The organism is Aliiruegeria lutimaris, from assembly GCF_900099935.1.
In the GTDB taxonomy this organism is placed as follows: Bacteria; Pseudomonadota; Alphaproteobacteria; order Rhodobacterales; family Rhodobacteraceae; genus Tropicimonas; species Tropicimonas lutimaris.
In genome coordinates this window covers 65,465-79,387 of sequence record NZ_FNEK01000012.1, presented here as the reverse complement: position 1 = coordinate 79,387, position 13,923 = coordinate 65,465, and the positions used below count along the sequence as shown (strand labels likewise).

Below are 13,923 nucleotides of genomic sequence, written 5' to 3'. Positions count from 1 at the left end.
AAGGGCCGCCGGGAAGCTGCGGCCAGCGGAGGGCCGAGCCATGGTGATGAAACCTGTCACACCGCTTCTTGATCGGGTCGATAGCCCGGCGGATCTGAAGCATTTCAGCAATGCCGAGCTGGTAAAGCTCGCCGACGAGCTGCGCGCCGAGACAATCAGCGCGGTGAGCGAGACGGGCGGACATCTGGGCGCGGGGTTGGGCGTGGTGGAACTGACCGTGGCCATTCACGCCGTCTTTGATACCCCGCGCGACAAGCTGATCTGGGACGTGTCGCACCAATGCTATCCGCACAAGATCCTGACCGGACGCCGGGACCGTATCCGCACCCTGCGCCAGAAGGACGGCTTGAGCGGCTTCACCAAGCGCTCAGAGTCGCCCTATGACCCGTTCGGCGCCGCCCATAGCTCGACCTCGATCTCCGCCGCGCTCGGCTTTGCCACCGCACGTGATCTGGGCGGAGTGACCGAAGAGGGGCTGGGAGACGCGATCGCCGTGATCGGCGACGGTGCGATGAGCGCCGGCATGGCCTTCGAAGCGATGAACAATGCGGGCCACCTCGACAAGCGCCTGATCGTGATCCTGAACGATAACGAGATGTCCATCGCGCCGCCCGTCGGTGCGCTATCATCCTATCTCTCGCGTCTCTATGCCGGTGCGCCCTTCCAGGATCTGAAGGCCGCCGCCAAGGGCGCGCTCAGTTTCCTTCCCGAACCCTTCTACGAAGGCGCCAAGCGGGCGCGGGACATGGTCAAGCATGTCACCATCGGCGGCACGCTATTCGAAGAACTCGGCTTCGAATATGTCGGCCCGATCGACGGGCATGACATGGATATGCTGCTCTCGGTGCTGCGCACGGTGAAGGCGCGCGCGGACGGGCCGGTGCTGATCCACGCGATCACCAAGAAGGGCAAGGGCTACGCACCGGCCGAGAAAGCCTCGGACAAGGGCCACGGCGTGGCCAAGTTCGATGTCGTGACCGGCACGCAGAAAAAGGCGCCGAGCAACGCGCCGAGCTATACCAAGGTCTTTGCCGAGGCGCTGCTGCAGCACGCCGCGGAAGACGACAGGATCACCGCGATCACCGCCGCCATGCCGGACGGGACCGGGTTGAACCTGTTCGCGGAGCGTTATCCGAGCCGGTGTTTCGACGTTGGCATTGCCGAGCAGCACGCGGTGACCTTTGCCGCCGGTCAGGCCGCAGGCGGGCTGAAGCCGTTCTGCGCGCTCTATTCGACCTTCCTGCAACGTGGCTACGACCAGGTCGTGCATGATGTCTGCATCCAGCGCTTGCCGGTTCGTTTCGCGATCGACCGCGCCGGGCTGGTCGGAGCCGATGGCGCGACCCATGCGGGTGCCTTCGACATCGCGTTCCTGAGCAACCTGCCGGGCATGGTGGTGATGGCCGCAGCCGACGAGGCCGAGCTGAAGCACATGATCGCCACTGCCGTTGCGCATGACGAGGGACCGATTGCCTTCCGTTTCCCGCGCGGTGAGGGTGTCGGCGTGGACATGCCCGAACACGGCGAAGTGCTGGAAATCGGCAAGGGCCGGATCATTCGGGAGGGCAGTGGTGTTGCCATACTGTCCTTCGGCACGCGCCTTCAGGAAGTGGAACTGGCCGCCGAGAACCTCGCCCGCCGCGGCATCAACCCGACCGTGGCCGATGCCCGCTTCGCAAAGCCTTTGGACCGCGACCTGATCCTGGATCTCGTCCGGCGCCATGAAGCGCTGATCACCATCGAGGAAGGCGCCATCGGCGGTTTCGGCTCCCATGTCGCCCAGCTTCTGGCCGAGGAGGGCGTCTTCGATCACGGGTTGAAGTTCCGCTCCATGGTGCTGCCCGATACCTTCATCGACCAGGCCTCGCCCAAGGACATGTATGCCGTCGCCGGCATGAATGCCGAGGATATCGAAGCCAAGGTTCTGGACGTGATCGGGGTCGCCCGCATCGGAGCGGCAAGCGCGTCGGGCTGAGCCGGGCCGGTCTCGCCTCAGTCGCAGTAATAGGCCCGGATATTCACTCCTGGATACCCGGACCAGTCACGTGGCCGGTCCGGTAGCAGCGTGCCGGAGTCGTTGAACTCCTGTCCGGGGAAACGCGGCTCGAAATCCTGCTCAAGGACCTGGCAGATCGATTGCGGGCGGATTTCCGCACCGTTGGGACGGTTCACCGAGAGCCCGGTAATATCGACGAGGTGACCAGCCTTTTTCGCGCTGCCACGTATTTCGAAGCTCAAAGGTTCAGGCAACAGAAACGCCTCCTTGCCAATTGCGTCCCGACCCGTCGGATCGAACCGGAGCCGGTACGTCCCGGGCGGCACGAGCAGCTTGAAGAATCGTCCGCTTTCGATATTCGCACCCATGGCCTCTGCGCCCGTGGTTGCATTCTCGAGCGTCAGGAAAAGATCCTGCCCTTCGCGCGTTTTCACCTGCAAGGGAAAGACGGCGGGTAGCCCGGTGCGGTTCCAGGCCAGCCCGTGCGGGGCTGTTGCTGATTGGGCCAATGCCGGCGCAAGATGCGCGAAGACCAGCAAGATGACGATTGCGGCGACAGGAGGGCCCGCGCGCGCCGTCATCTTTCGGCCTGCTCTTCCTCCGCTTTCAAGAGCGCTGCCAACCCGCTCCGGTAATCAGGATAACGGAGGGCAACCCCAAGTTCCTCACGGATCCGGTCATTGCGAACCTTTTTGCTCTCTGCATAGAAACTGCGGGCCATGGGGCTGAAATCGGCGGCCTCGAAGGGTGTATCGGGCGGCACAGGCAGGCCGAGCAGCTCTGCGGCATGGGCGATCACGTCCTGCGGCGGCGCGGGCTCGTTGTCGCAGACATTATAGACGGCGCCCGGGTTGGGCCGTTCCATCGAGGCAATGAGTATCTGCGCGATATCCTCGACATGGATGCGCGAAAACACCTGGCCGGGCTTGATGATCCGACGCGCCGTTCCCGCGCGCAGCTTTGCAAAGGGTCCGCGTCCCGGGCCGTAAATTCCAGCAAGGCGAAAGATGTGTAGCGGCAGTTCGCACCGGGCTGCGAGCGCTTGCCAGGCCTGTTCCGCCTCGACCCTGAGCTTGCCGCGCCGGGTGGAGGGGGCGAGCGGCGCATTCTCGTCGACCCAGCCGCCCGCGTGATCGCCATAGACACCGACGGTGGAAAGGTAGCCCAGCCATTGCGGCGGCCTCTCGCAGAGCGCGTCGGAAACATGGGGCAGGAAGGGATCGCCCTCCGCGTCGGGCCCGGCGGAGAGGAGCACATGGCTGGCCTGCGCCAGCAGGGGCTCAAGCTCGCAACCCGGCCAGATATGGATTTCGATGCCGGTATCGGCCAACTTTGCGGCTTCTTCCCCGGTACGGGTCGTTCCGATCACGCGCCATCCGCGTTCCACGAGATGCCGCGCCAGAACCCGCGCCGAATAGCCGTGTCCAAGTGTCAGAAGAGTGCGTTCCATACCGCTCTGTATGCGAGAGTGCTTGCCGATTGGGAAGGCCGGATTTCGCCACGAGCCGGTGCGCCGGCGGTTACCGGTCCTCCGCTGCCAGCATGTCCAGCGTCAGGGGGCAACGCTCATCGCCGAAAAAGCTCTCCAGAACGGTATCGAAGGGGCCGGGATCGTTGGCCACGGCAGCGAATAGCGTTGCGCAGGATTGCAGCTTGCAGGCATCGACATCACCGAAGATCCGTTCAACCGACTGTCCCGCATGCGGTTTCAGGCGTTCGAAGGACTCGATCAGCCGCGGACCGAGCAGCGAATGTGCAAGGTAACGGCGGGCCTCCTCGGTACCCGAAATACCGAAATACTGCGCCCGATGGCTGTGACCCAGCCCGCGCAGCTGCGGGTAGATGAACCACATCCAATGGCCCTGCTTGAGGCCTGCATCGACTTCGGACATGGCATCGGACCAACGTCCTTCCTGCGCCTCGATGAAACGTTCCAGACTCGTCTCGTCATACATTTTCAGCCGCTCCACCTGTGTCACGCGATCCGGTGTAGCACGACCGTTCCAACCGGCCTACGGCGCGGAAGACATGAAAAGGCCCGGCGCTTTCGCACCGGGCCGGATCGCCATTGAGCCATTTCTCAGGGCATTACCCGGATCTAGCTGACCTCAGTCTTCACCATGCTCGAGGACCAGAACGGCAGGGCTGGAGGTCGTGGCGTCCATACCAAGCGAGCTGGCAAGCTGGGTCCAGGCCGGGGAAGGCTCCAGATGTGTCTTCGCGGCCTGATCGCGCAACGCGTTGATCCGCGCGGAGTCGCCGTCATCGAGAGCGGCTTTCAAGGCGACCAGTTCGCCACGGCTGTAATCGGCAGCATTCACGCCGAGGCTTGCGGCCAACTGCTGCACGCCGGGTTCGGCCGCGCTCTTGGTGGAGGCGGTAACACTCGCTGCGCCGCCATTTTCCAGCAGGAAGTTGATGCGGGTGGCGTCGCCATCGTCATTGGCGGCCTTGAGCTGGATCAGCTCGGACTGGGAAAAACCCTGTCCCTGAACGCCGAGAACGGTTGCGAGTTGGTCGCTCGCAAAGGCCGGTGCGGCAACGGCAAGGGTCAGCAGGGCGGAGGTTGCGAGCGCAAAACGTTTCATCTTTTGGTCCTTTCACGTGTACTTTGTGTCTCGTTTCTCTGTCGGCGGTTTGTCTGTCCGCCTTCGATGAGAAAGAGATGGGTACTGTTTGCGGATGCATAAGACTGCGGATTTCTGCAGTATGTGTGCATTATTGAACATTACTTTTTCGACGGAAATCTCGTGAACGCGCAGATGCCGCATTGAAGATTTTTATGTATGCGCTGTAGTATGCGCGACAGGCGCGCCGAAAATGCGAGGAAACCAAGGGACCCGTCATGCTCAAGCTCTCGATCATCACCCTCTTTCTGGGGCAGACCAAGAACCGCTTCCTCGTCTATCAGGATGCTGCGGATACCCCAACCCATCTCGACCGGGCGGGCGCGGCCGAAGGAATCGGCGCGGTAGAATTGCGCTGCCCGGCGGACACTTCCGACATCGCGGCCACCAAGGAAGCGCTGAAGCGCAACAACCTCGCCGTCTCGGCGATCAATTTCGCCTCGGTGCGCAATGATCGCTGGCTGCGCGGCGCCTGGACCGCCGAAGACCCCGCCGAGCGTCGGGCCGCCGTGGACGAGGCCAAACGCGCCATCGACCTTGCCGCCGAACTGGGCGCGCCGCGCTTCCATACCTGCCCGCTGAACGAAGGCTTCGACTACCCGTTCGAGCTCGACCCGATCGCCGCGCTCGACTATTCGGCCGAATGCTTCGAGCAGATCTGCGCCCATAACCGGGACATGAAGATCTGCATCGAATACAAGATCAACGAGCCGCGCGTGCGCTGCCAGATCGGCAATGCGGGCGAGCTGATCGCCTTTGCCAATATCGTCGGCGCGGATAACCTGGGCGCGACGCTCGATGCCGGCCACTGCTTCCTTGCCGACGAGAACCCGGCGGCGGCGGCGGCTCTGCTGCACAAGTGCAACCGACTCTTCTATGTCCACATCAACGACAACGACACCCGCGGCGACTGGGACCTGACGCCGGGCACCTGGCACACTTGGGAATTCATCGAGCTGTTCTTTACGCTGGAGCGGTTGGGTTATGACGACTGGATCGCCTTCGACATCGTTTGCAAGGAGCACGAGAGCCCGCAGGTCTTCACCGATGCGGCGGCGATTGCCAACAAGCTCAAGGAAATCTCGCTGCGCATCGACAAGGAAGACATGGCCACCCGCTACAAGAGCCGCAACCCGACCTCGACCATGCGCATGCTCAACGACCTTCTCTGAATGACGGCCAAACCGGGGCTGGCCCGACAGGGTTCAGCCCAGGTTGCGACGATGACGGCCCCATTTACCGAGGCCCGGCTCTTGATTTGCGTTGGCCTGCACGAGATTGTGCGTCCAACCGATTCAAGGAGATCACGATGCTCGTCGCACTCATCGCCAAGGACAAGGCCGGCGCCCTCGACACCCGGCTGAAGAACCGTGCCGCCCATGTTGAGCACCTCAAGAGCGGTGGTCTCGTGGCGCAGGCCGGCCCGCTGCTGAACGCCAATGGCGAGATGTGCGGTTCGCTGGTCATCTTCGATGTCGAGAGCGTCGCGCAGGTCCAGGAATGGGCGGCCGCCGATCCCTATGCCAAGGCCGACCTGTTCGAGAGCGTCGAGATCATCCCCTGGAACCGGGTGATCGGCTGATGGCCTACTGGCTGTTCAAATCCGAGCCGTCGACCTGGTCCTGGGAGGATCAGGTGGCGAAGGGGGCGACCGGAGAGGAATGGGATGGCGTACGCAACTACCAGGCGCGCAACAACATGCGGGCGATGAAGCTGGGCGATCGCGGCTTCTTCTATCATTCGCAAAAGGACAAGGCGGTGGTCGGCATCGTCGAGATCTGTGCCGAGGCGCATCCCGACAGCACCACCGATGACGAGCGCTGGGAATGCGTGGACATTCGCGCGGTCGAACCGCTGTCCCGTCCGGTGACGCTATCCGAGATCCGGGAACATCCCGATCTCTCCGAGATGGCACTGCTGAAGAACTCACGGCTGTCGGTTCAACCGGTTCGGGAAGACGAGTGGCGGATCGTCTGCGCCCTGGGCGGAATAGAGCCCTGATTCTCGGCCATCCATACCCGTCTGATAATCAAGAAAAAGCCGGGCATCTCACCTGCCCGGCCGGTTTTTGTCCGCGTCGCGCAAAGGCTCAGCCGTTCCACGTCCAGCGGAACATCGCATCCACCGTGGTGCTCACCCGCATTTCGGGGCAGTTGACCACTTCGACCTTGTAGGCGCCGGCGGTGTCAAAGGACTGGAAGCTTTCCCAGTTGCTCGCCGAATTGCGGCGTTCGAGTTCCACGCTGCCGCTGCCCGGATCCACGTCGAGCGTCGCCGGCTTTGCCCAATGCGGAAATTCATCGGTCACCAAGGCCTCGGACTGCCAGTTGCTCATTCTGTTTTCCCTTTCCTAAAGGTTCATTCCCTGACCACCGGAGAGCGCTGTCCATCGCAGAGGGCCAACCCGAGCGCGCTTCAACATGAAACAGGAACAATGGCGTCCCCTTCCGGCGAAATGTCGAATGGAGAGGAAATTTGCAGGGATTGGTAAAGAGACTGCCTCTGCGCCAACCGGGACGTTTACCGATTGTTAGGATCTGGTCCCGCGCATGCCGCGATCAACTGCGCCGGAAAACGCCTTTCGGGCCGCGCCTCGGCCAGATCCATGCAACGATCCACCCGGCCAGAAAACCACCCAGATGCGCCTCCCATGCAAGCCCACCGGCCAGCGCAACATACATGACCACGTTATAGAGCAGGAGGAATGCAAAGACCTTCCATGTCGCGGCCAGGGAGGCCGCAAGGCTCGGTTGCGCGCGCCAGACCCAGAGGAGGATTGTCCCGGCCAGCCCGAAAAGGGCGCCGGAAGCGCCGACCATCGGCCAGCCGCCCGAATGCAACAGGCCGTAACCGGCCCCGCCCCCGAGCAGCGAAAGAAAGTAGATCACGGCGAACTGGAGCGCACCGGAGCGCCCGATCACGATACGGCCCAGCATCCAGAGCGTCATCATGTTGAAGACAAGATGCAGAAGTCCGCCATGCAGGAAGCCATAGGTGACGAACATCAGCGCGGGTTGGAGCGCGATGACCGGCTGGCTTCCATGCAGAAGATCCGGCCAGAAGGCCCCGTAGCCGAGAAGCAGATTCCTGAGATTCGAACCCCTGAACATGCCGATTTCAGTCAGCAGGCAAGCCGCTTCTATAAGCGTGCAGAGCCCGATGATCCCAAGCAGAAGGGGCTTTCCCGGGAAGCGCATTCGTGGAGCGGTCGAAATCATGGTCTGATGCTTGATCGCGATTACGCCCAATGGCAAGCCGGATTGGCACCGCTGGCCGATACTCCCATACCCGTCACGGTCGCAGGGAGAACCGCTTGTCAATCCGGACGAAAACCTTGTTCTCGGTCACGACATTCTTGTTGTCGCCGTCATCGGAGAAGGCGTGCCGATAACCAGTGACAAGGCTCAAATCGCTCTGAATGCTGCGGAAATAGCTGATGCTGGCCGCGGCCTGCCGATAGTCGCCGCCCTCGCCGTCGAGATCATCCGAAGCCAAAACACTGACATCGAACCGCAACCCGTCCTGCACCGTCAATTCCTGGTCCAGCCGGAAGGCAAGCCGATTGCGCAGCGCCTCGTTTTGATCGTCATCCGTGTAGACAGCGCTGTTGAAGTCCAGCGAGAGCTGTCGCGTGCGGTAGTCGCGTTCCCATTTCACTGCGCCGACGGGCGTGACGCGCCCATCGTCCAGCCATGTCGCGCCGACGGTGAAATTCATCTGTCCCCGCTGGAGATCCAGCTTGCGCCCGATCCGCGCCGTGGTGCGCACCCCGTTGCTGTCCAAATCGCTCTTCAGCGCGAAACGCAGGTTTCCGTTGCGCAGGTCCTTGACCAGCGAGAGATCGACGGTCGGTGATTCTTTCACCGATGTCTCGCGCCCTTCCGAAGCCGGGCTGGTGAGTTCGTTACGCTCGTAGCGGAGCAATGCGCGCAGCGTCAGGTCTGGGGATAGCTGCGATTGGAGGCCGGCGCCGACAGAGGAATGCTCCTCGTCATCGTCGAGATCATCTATGACGTCCCTCTCGCGATACCCCGCGACCAGCAACAGCGAGCTTGTCCGGGTCAACGCGAATCCAAGCTCGCCCTCGACCCGGAACGTATCGCGATCGGTCAGGTCGGGGTCGGTCGTGTCGGAAAAACGGCGCTGGTGATAGGCAAGCTCTGCCTTGGCCCAAGTGGGCGACTCCAGGCCGACCGCCATTTCGATCTTGGCTTCCGTGTCCCGCCGGGTTCCCTGGTCTACCACCAGGTCGGTGCTGGAATCGAAATCCCTGTCCAGGTCGATCCCGTTATCACGCTCGCGATAATCCAGCTTGGTACGAAAGAAGGACCCGCTTCCCTCGCGCCGGTAGCGCAAGGTGGCAAAAGGGTTGATCCACTGGCTCGTCCGATCCGGGTCTTCCGCGAAATCACCGAGTTCGAAACGGGCGCCGGTCTTGAACGAGAATTTCTCCCGGCGGGTTTCGGTCTCGTAGCCCAGCGCGAAATCAGTGACCCATAAGCTCGTCGTTCCGAGAGGGTCTTCGAGACTTTCATAATTGTCGTTGATCTCAAGCCCCGAACCGACATCGAAATAGAAGTCGGACGCATCTTCCTGCACCGTTACCGCGCAGGCGGGCGCGGCAACCATCGCCAGCGCCAACAGGCCGGCAAGAAGTTCAGGATGTCGGGTGGCGCCCATGGCTCTCTGGCTCTCGTTACTCGAACAAGCGCCGTTCCGGGACAAGTATCACGTCACCGGGAACGAGTACGGGATCACTGGTTACCATCGCGCCCTGAGAGATCGCCTTGTAGTTGACCTTGAACAGGCTCTGGCGTCCATCCGCGGCAGTTCTCCTGAGCTGCAGCCGTTTCGTCGCCGCGAACTTGGTGAAGCCACCGCTCTGGGACAGAAGCTGCAAGAAGGTCGTTCCGGGTTCTACCTCCTTCGGTCCGGGGGTGTTCACCTCCCCCACGAGATAGACTGTCACCAATTCATCGGGCTGCTCGCGCACTTCCATGCGATCGGAATAAACGTCCGCCACCGACACATAGATTGTCGGCTGGACGGCGAAGTTCGACGCAACCTTGCTGGAAATGGTGCGCGCGATCTGTTCGGTGCTTTTCCCACTGGCGCGAATTGTCCCCGCCATGGGGAAGCTGACATTTCCATCGGGCAACACCAGAACCTGCCGGTTGAGCGAGGTATCCTCGAGGATTTCAATTCGAAGGGTATCACCCGGTTTTACGAGATAATTGCCCTGGGCGCTGGCGCTGCCCAGAGTCAGAATCATCGCCACGAAAGCGATGAACAGCCTAATTATCATTCTGCTACCCTCGATACGTATCTGCCTCGGTGCCCTCTTTGGGGGCATTCGAGCCGATTATTACTGCCAATTCTCGCAAAACGGGAAAATTTCCATGGCCCGTCAAGCTATTCCCCTTCGGTGTTGCATCATGGAACCTGTCTTTCGGAGGCCTCGCCCCCAATCCCATCAATGTTTCGTTCACTCACGGCTGCTAGGTCTGATGACGGGTGAAAAGCGAGGTGATGGGATGAGCGTTGGTTCCAACGCACCAGTCATCATCAAGGGGAAAAAGGTTATTGCCGGCGAGGGGCACCACGGAGGGGCGTGGAAAGTTGCCTATGCCGATTTCGTCACGGCGATGATGGCCTTTTTCATGCTGATGTGGCTGCTGAATGCAACAACGGAAAAGCAAAGAAAGGGTATCGCGGACTATTTCAGCCCGACGATTCCACTCAACCGTATTTCGGGTGGAGGAGACGGCACTCTGGGGGGCGACTCGGTCTTTACCGAGGAGACGCTGGCTCAGAACGGAATAGGAGCGACCAACCGGCATGCCGCGCCCGGCAAGCCGGGGTCTCCCGGTATTCCAGTGACCGCCGGCGCCGACAAGGACAAGGGCCTGGAAGGTATCGAGGAAATGCTGTTGGGAAGTGGCGGCGAAAGCATGTCCATGCAGAACGCCTTCCGCCATGTCGTTACCAGGATTTCCGACGAGGGTCTGGTCATCGAGCTTTTCGCTCCGGAGGGCGAACCACTCTTTGCTGCCGGCGGCGCGACACCAGCACCGCTGCTCGAAGATCTGGTTTCGGTCATCGGGCGCGTGTTTTCTCTTACGACCAATGACATCGCTGTCAAGGGCTTCAGCCGTTCCCACGCGATCGTGCTGGCCGAAAACCCGGTCTGGGACCATTCCCTTTCCCGCGCGGAGGCCGTCCGGCTCATGCTCGGGGACGCGGTCGGAGAAGACCGGATCGAGCGGGTTGCGGGCTATGCAGACAGGCATCCCGCCGTCCCAAACCCGATGTCGATGCGAAATGATCGCCTGGAGATCGTTCTGCTACGCGTCGAGCCGGAATACTGAACGGTAAAAGCGTAAAACTTTATCTGTTAGCCCGCCATTAAAGCGCCGGCGCCAATAGTGTGGCCAGTTCTGGTCGCAGCAGCAGAAAGGCGCCGTTTAATGACCATTTCCTCTTCCCTGAATGCGGGCGTCGCGGGTCTTGCCGCGAACGCAACGCAGCTTGCAACGATTTCCGACAACATCGCCAACTCGTCGACCTATGGCTACAAACGTGCCGAAGCCGATTTCCACTCCATGGTGATTGACGGCGGCAGCGGATCCTATTCCGCCGGCGGGGTCCGCGTGACCACGAACCGGCTTATCGACGAATCCGGCGCGCTCGTTACGACGTCGAACTCGACGGACCTCGCGGTACGCGGCGACGGTTTCCTTCCAGTCACAACCGAATCCGATGTCGGAACGGATAATGGCGAAGAAGCGATGTATCTCACCACAACCGGTTCCTTTCGAACCGATGAGGACGGCATCCTCAAAACCGAAAGCGGCCTTGTTCTGCTGGGATGGCCCGCCGAGGCCGATGGAACCGTTCCGGAATACCCGCGTGACACCGCAGATGGGCTCGAGCCGGTTCAGATCAACGTGAACCAATTCGCGGGCGAACCGACTGAGAATATTTCGCTGGGCATGAACCTTCCGGCAACCGAGACGGAATATGGCGGAACCGGCGACTCCCTAACCCTGCCGATCGAGTATTTAGACAATCTGGGAACATCGCAGTCCCTGACTATCACCTTTACGCCTTCTGTTTCGGCAACCATCGGCGACGCCACCAACACCTGGAGCATGTCCATCTCGGATTCCGCCACGCCGGGCGAGGTGATCGCAGCCTACGATCTCGTATTCGCGGATGATCGGGATTACGGCGGAACGCTCGAATCTGTCACTCACGACGCCGCGACCGAGACGATCGACGACATCGATGCGACGAAGACGTCCAGCTACGATGCCGCGACCGGAATTCTGAGAGTCTATGTTGATGGCGGTCCCATCGATATCGACATCGGGGCCCAGCACGACTCTGCCGGCATGACCCAGCTGTCGGACAGCTTCGCACCGACTTCTATTTCGAAAGATGGCTCCCCCGTCGGCATCATGACCTCAGTCGAGGTTGACGCGAATGGCTATGTCATCGCCAATTTCGACATCGGCATTTCCCGTGTCGTCTACCAGATTCCGCTCATCTCCATGTCCAACCCCAACGGGCTGACGTCTCTGGACAACCAGACCTACCAGATATCGAGTGAAAGCGGCAGTTTCTACCTCTGGGATGCCGGTGACGGCGCCACCGGGGACATCGTCAGCTACGCCCTTGAGGAGTCGTCGGTCGACGTGGCCAACGAGCTTACGAACCTGATCCATACACAGCGAGCCTACTCCTCAAACGCCAAGGTCATCCAGACGGTGGACGAAATGCTTCAGGAAACCACCAACATCAAACGCTAGGATCCCCTGGCAAACGGGAGGCCGTGACTCATGTCGCTCTCAAGTTCCCTGCACAGCGCCCTGTCCGGACTAAACGCGGCCTCCCGCGCCGTCGAGCTCGTGTCGTCGAACGTGGCCAACGCCATGACCGACGGCTACGCACAGCGCGAAATCAATCTCGCTTCTCAAACGGTCGGCGGAAGCGGCGCCGGCGTTCGGGTCGTCGGGATCACGCGTATCGTCAACGAACGTGCCTTGGCGGACCAGCGCGATGCCAATGCGAACATGGCCAACGCCGAAACCCAGGCAGCGGCCTGGCTCAGCATTGAAACAGCCATCGGCTACCCGACCGAGAGGGGATCCCTGACCGACAGGATCGATCAGTTCGAGGCCGCTCTCATTTCCGCGGCCAGCCGGCCCGAGGAGACCATTCGCCTGGAGGACGCCGTATACAAAGCGGTCAACCTGGCAGAAGGGCTGAACAACATCTCCGATGAAATCGCGGAGACCCGAATGGAAGCAGATGCCGATATCGCAGACATGGTATCGCAACTGAACACCCAGCTTGAACAGGTCCAGTCGCTGAACTGGCAGATCTTCCGGATGGGAAATTCTGGCGATGATTCGGCCTCTCTGCTGGATGAACGCCAAGCTCTGGTCGATTCCATTTCAGAGATCATCCCGGTTCACCAGGTCGAACGGGACGGGAACCAGATCGCCCTGTTTACACCGGGAGGTGCGACACTTCTCGATGGCCCCGCTGCCGAGCTGAGTTTTACGCCCCATGCGGTTATCACCGCGAACATGACCCTGGAAAACGGGACTTTGTCAGGGCTGGAACTGAACGGAGAGCCTCTGGGTCTCCATTCCAGCTACGGATCAATTGAAGGTGGCCGTCTTGCAGCGGCTTTCGAAGTACGGGACGTGATAACCGTGGAAGCGCAGGCAGGCCTGGACGCTCTGGCACGCAACCTGATCGAACGTTTCGAGGATTCCGGCCTCGACGCGACCGTCGCAACAGATGGGCTGGGGCTGTTCGTAGACGGTGCCGCATCGTTCGACCCGACATCAGAGCCGGGATTGGCCGCCCGGATTTCCGTGAACGCAAATATCGATCCGGACAGCGGTGGACAGGCATGGCGGATTCGCGACGGCGTTGGCGCCATCGCCGCTGGAAATGAAGGCGATGCCAGCCTGCTGTCGGCAATGGCAGAAAGTATCACGGAAACCCGCGTAGCGGCGAGCGGCGTATCAGCCGGCGTCTCGAGATCCTTGGCAGGGATTGCCTTCGATCTTCTTTCGGAGATCGAGTCGAATTACAGCAAACACGAAGGTGCCCAAGCGTTTCATTCGGCGAGAGCAGAGGCCATTGCCTATGAGATCGCTCAGGATGGCGTGGATACCGATACCGAAATGCAAAAGCTTTTATTGATCGAGCAGGCTTATGCCGCGAACGCACGGGTCATTCAGACGGTCGATGAACTCATGCAGCATCTTTTGGAGCTCTGAT

15 protein-coding genes are annotated in these 13,923 nt (G+C 61.1%); 7 read left to right on the top strand and 8 right to left on the bottom strand.

Annotated features, from left to right (window positions below; all coding sequences use genetic code 11):
* The first annotated feature begins 40 nt into the window (after positions 1–40).
* Positions 41–1,975 carry a 1-deoxy-D-xylulose-5-phosphate synthase gene (gene dxs / locus BLR85_RS07835; protein WP_093153116.1) on the top strand — a complete coding sequence of 645 codons (1,935 nt, stop codon included), beginning with the start codon at positions 41–43 and terminating at the stop codon, positions 1,973–1,975.
* Positions 1,976–1,992: 17 nt separating this feature from the next.
* On the opposite strand, the gene BLR85_RS07830 is transcribed toward dxs, so the two are convergent.
* The 4 genes from BLR85_RS07830 to BLR85_RS07815 all read right to left on the bottom strand — a co-directional run bounded on the left by BLR85_RS07830 (position 1,993) and on the right by BLR85_RS07815 (position 4,584).
* Positions 1,993–2,577: a hypothetical protein gene (locus BLR85_RS07830; protein ID WP_093153112.1), complete on the bottom strand. Its 585-nt coding sequence runs from the start codon at positions 2,575–2,577 to the stop codon at positions 1,993–1,995.
* Entirely contained in the window at positions 2,574–3,446 is an 873-nt protein-coding gene (locus BLR85_RS07825) for an SDR family oxidoreductase (RefSeq protein WP_093153107.1), read from the bottom strand. Before BLR85_RS07825 ends, BLR85_RS07830 begins: the two co-directional genes overlap by 4 nt.
* Before the next feature lie 70 nt (positions 3,447–3,516).
* Entirely contained in the window at positions 3,517–3,951 is a 435-nt protein-coding gene (locus BLR85_RS07820) for a DUF1810 domain-containing protein (RefSeq protein WP_170844484.1), read from the bottom strand.
* Positions 3,952–4,104: 153 nt separating this feature from the next.
* Positions 4,105–4,584 carry a hypothetical protein gene (locus BLR85_RS07815; RefSeq protein WP_093153102.1) on the bottom strand — a complete coding sequence of 160 codons (480 nt, stop codon included), beginning with the start codon at positions 4,582–4,584 and terminating at the stop codon, positions 4,105–4,107.
* Positions 4,585–4,841: 257 nt separating this feature from the next.
* Between BLR85_RS07815 and BLR85_RS07810 the strand changes: the two genes are divergently transcribed.
* The 3 genes from BLR85_RS07810 to BLR85_RS07800 all read left to right on the top strand — a co-directional run bounded on the left by BLR85_RS07810 (position 4,842) and on the right by BLR85_RS07800 (position 6,624).
* Positions 4,842–5,795: a sugar phosphate isomerase/epimerase family protein gene (locus BLR85_RS07810; RefSeq protein WP_093153097.1), complete on the top strand. Its 954-nt coding sequence runs from the start codon at positions 4,842–4,844 to the stop codon at positions 5,793–5,795.
* A 137-nt stretch (positions 5,796–5,932) separates the two neighbouring features.
* On the top strand, positions 5,933–6,205 hold the full coding sequence (locus BLR85_RS07805) for a YciI family protein (protein ID WP_093153092.1): 273 nt from the start codon (positions 5,933–5,935) through the stop codon (positions 6,203–6,205).
* A complete protein-coding gene (locus tag BLR85_RS07800) occupies positions 6,205–6,624 on the top strand; it encodes an EVE domain-containing protein (RefSeq protein ID WP_093153088.1) in 420 nt (139 codons plus the stop codon). The genes BLR85_RS07805 and BLR85_RS07800 overlap by 1 nt, the downstream gene beginning before the upstream one ends.
* Before the next feature lie 88 nt (positions 6,625–6,712).
* Here BLR85_RS07800 and BLR85_RS07795 read toward each other — a convergent pair whose 3' ends face one another.
* The 4 genes from BLR85_RS07795 to BLR85_RS07780 all read right to left on the bottom strand — a co-directional run bounded on the left by BLR85_RS07795 (position 6,713) and on the right by BLR85_RS07780 (position 9,928).
* Positions 6,713–6,958, bottom strand: a complete 246-nt coding sequence (locus BLR85_RS07795) for a hypothetical protein (protein ID WP_093153083.1) — start codon at positions 6,956–6,958, stop codon at positions 6,713–6,715.
* 223 nt (positions 6,959–7,181) lie between these two features.
* The gene (locus BLR85_RS07790) at positions 7,182–7,733 is read right to left on the bottom strand and encodes a rhomboid family intramembrane serine protease (protein WP_170844483.1); all 552 of its coding nucleotides are present in this window, start codon (positions 7,731–7,733) and stop codon (positions 7,182–7,184) included.
* A gap of 181 nt (positions 7,734–7,914) precedes the next feature.
* Positions 7,915–9,303 (bottom strand): hypothetical protein, encoded by a 1,389-nt coding sequence (locus BLR85_RS07785; protein ID WP_093153074.1) that lies wholly within the window; start codon positions 9,301–9,303, stop codon positions 7,915–7,917.
* Between the two features lie 16 nt (positions 9,304–9,319).
* Positions 9,320–9,928 carry a polysaccharide biosynthesis/export family protein gene (locus tag BLR85_RS07780; protein ID WP_093153071.1) on the bottom strand — a complete coding sequence of 203 codons (609 nt, stop codon included), beginning with the start codon at positions 9,926–9,928 and terminating at the stop codon, positions 9,320–9,322.
* A 229-nt stretch (positions 9,929–10,157) separates the two neighbouring features.
* Here BLR85_RS07780 and BLR85_RS07775 point away from each other — a divergent pair, with 229 nt between their 5' ends.
* The 3 genes from BLR85_RS07775 to flgK all read left to right on the top strand — a co-directional run bounded on the left by BLR85_RS07775 (position 10,158) and on the right by flgK (position 13,922).
* Positions 10,158–10,991, top strand: a complete 834-nt coding sequence (locus BLR85_RS07775) for a flagellar motor protein MotB (RefSeq protein WP_093153067.1) — start codon at positions 10,158–10,160, stop codon at positions 10,989–10,991.
* 99 nt (positions 10,992–11,090) lie between these two features.
* Positions 11,091–12,434 (top strand): flagellar hook protein FlgE, encoded by a 1,344-nt coding sequence (locus BLR85_RS07770; RefSeq protein WP_093153063.1) that lies wholly within the window; start codon positions 11,091–11,093, stop codon positions 12,432–12,434.
* 30 nt (positions 12,435–12,464) lie between these two features.
* Positions 12,465–13,922: a flagellar hook-associated protein FlgK gene (flgK, locus tag BLR85_RS07765; RefSeq protein ID WP_093153059.1), complete on the top strand. Its 1,458-nt coding sequence runs from the start codon at positions 12,465–12,467 to the stop codon at positions 13,920–13,922.
* Position 13,923 lies beyond the last annotated feature (1 nt).